Raw genomic sequence first — 2,016 nt, forward strand, 5'->3', positions numbered from 1 at the left:
CGGCGCAGCCGGCCGGGCATGCCGGGCATCTCGCCGCGGCGGCCCCGGCCGGTCTGGCCGGTACGCCCGCCGCGGCGCTCGACGGGCTGCTGGCCGCGGGCGTGCACACGGTGGCGATGTTCACGGTGCTGGCGACCTGCGCCGTGCTGGTCTACGAGTTCGTCGGCCTGAGCGTGCTGCGCCGGGCCTGGTTCAACGTGGACAAGCTGTGGGCCGCGGTGATGGTCGCGGCCGGCGCGCTGACGATCGCCCTGACGGCGTGAGGCCTGTCCCGCCGAGCGGCGGGACAGGCCATCAGGTCAGCGCCGGGGATGCACCACGCCCGCGGCACCACCGCCGCGCCGGGCCGGCTCGGCACTGGCGATCAGCTTGCCGCCGCGGCCGAACTCGATCGCGGTGGCCGCGCCGATGTCGGCCACGGGCGGCTGGAACGCGTGCCCGAGCTCGCCCAGGTCGTCGCCGTACTGCGCGATGAACGCCGGCTCGGCCTGGACGGCGGCGGTGTTGCGCTGCGACGCCCGCGGAGCTGCCATCGCTTCGGGCAGGGTCATGCCCAGATCGAGCCGGTTGACCAGCACCTGGAGCACGGTCGTGATGATGGTCGCGCCGCCGGGCGAGCCGAGGGCCAGGAACGGCTTGCCGTCCTTGAGCACGATCGTCGGCGACATGGAGCTCCGGGGACGCTTGTTCGGGCCGGGCAGGTTGGGGTCGGGCGCGCTGCCCTGCGTACCGGTGAAGTTGAAGTCGGTCAGCTCGTTGTTGAGCAGGAAGCCGCGGCCCGGCACGACCATGGCGTTGCCGCCGGTCTGCTCGATCGTCAGGGTGTATTCCACGACGTTGCCCCAGCGGTCGGCGACGGTGAGGTTGGTCGTGCTCTGCCCGTCCTCGACCTTGCCGCCGACGCGCGCCGGCGTGCAGCCCGAGGCGCTGAGGTCGCCCGGCGGCACCGGCTTGGGCAGGGCCTGCGCGGGGTTGATCTGGCAGGCCCGCTGGCCCGCCCACCGGTCACTGATCAGCCGGTCCAGCACGGGCTGCGGCGTGTAGGCGCCCACGTAGCGGTTGCGGTCCGCGAAGGACAGCGCGGACGCCTCGAGGTACTGGTGCAGGGCCTGGGTCATGGAGACCTCGGAGAGGTCGGTCCGCTCCAGGATGTTCAGCGCCTCACCGACCGCCGTGCCGCCGCTCGACGGGGTGGACATGCCGTAGACGGTCAGGCCGCGGTAGCCGGACTTCGTCGGGGCGGGGAACCGCAGCCGGTAGTTGGCCAGGTCGGACAGGCGCAGGTCACCGGGGCGGATCGGGTACGCCCAGGGGGCGGCGGGGTCGTCGGCCACCGGCGGGTGCTGCACGGTGCGCACGATGTCGGCGCCGACGGGACCGCGGTAGAAGACGCCGGTGCCGCGCCGGGCGATCAGCCGGTAGGTGTCGGCCAGGTCGGGGTTGCGCTGCACGGAACCGACCGCGGGCGGGGCACCGCCGGGCAGGTACAGCTCGCGGGTGGAGCCGAACTGGGCGAAGGGCGCCGCGTTGTCGGCGATCTGCTGCCGGAAGGTGGCGTCGACGGCGAAGCCCCGGTCGGCGACCGTGGCGGCGGGCTGCAACAGGCTGCCCAGGGAGCGGGTGCCCCACTTGCCGGTCGCGGCCTCCCAGGTGGCCAGGGTGCCGGGGGTGCCGACGGAGAGGCCGCTGACCCGGGCCTCGGCGAAGTCGTAGGGCAGGCCGTCGGCCGGATCGACGAAGATGTCCTCGGTCATCGTGGCCGGCCCGGACTCGCGGCCGTCGATGGTGTGCACCTTGCGGTGTTTCGCGTCGTAATAGACGAAGAAGCCGCCACCGCCGATACCGGCGGAGAACGGCTCGGTGACCCCGAGGGTCGCGGCGGCGGCCACGGCCGCGTCGACGGCGTTACCGCCGCGGCGCAGCACGTCGAGGCCGACGGCGGTCGCGGTGGGGTCGACGGTGGAGACGGCGCCGCCGTAGCCGGTGGCGGTGGGGATCTGGGGTGGCGCACCGCCG

The 2,016-nt window shown here is 74.1% G+C and carries 1 protein-coding gene and 1 pseudogene; one reads left to right on the forward strand and one right to left on the reverse strand.

The features are described from left to right. A pseudogene (locus AB0C29_RS45670) lies at positions 1 to 263 on the forward strand (hypothetical protein); the annotation flags it as partial. A 36-nt stretch (positions 264 to 299) separates the two neighbouring features. Here the strand turns inward: AB0C29_RS45670 and ggt are convergent. Further along, on the reverse strand, positions 300 to 2,016 hold a 1,717-nt coding region (gene ggt, locus AB0C29_RS45675; protein ID WP_360834246.1), incomplete at its 5' end, for a gamma-glutamyltransferase.

The sequence above is a fragment of the Actinoplanes sp. NPDC048791 genome, from assembly GCF_040650095.1.
Taxonomy (GTDB): domain Bacteria; phylum Actinomycetota; class Actinomycetes; order Mycobacteriales; family Micromonosporaceae; genus Actinoplanes.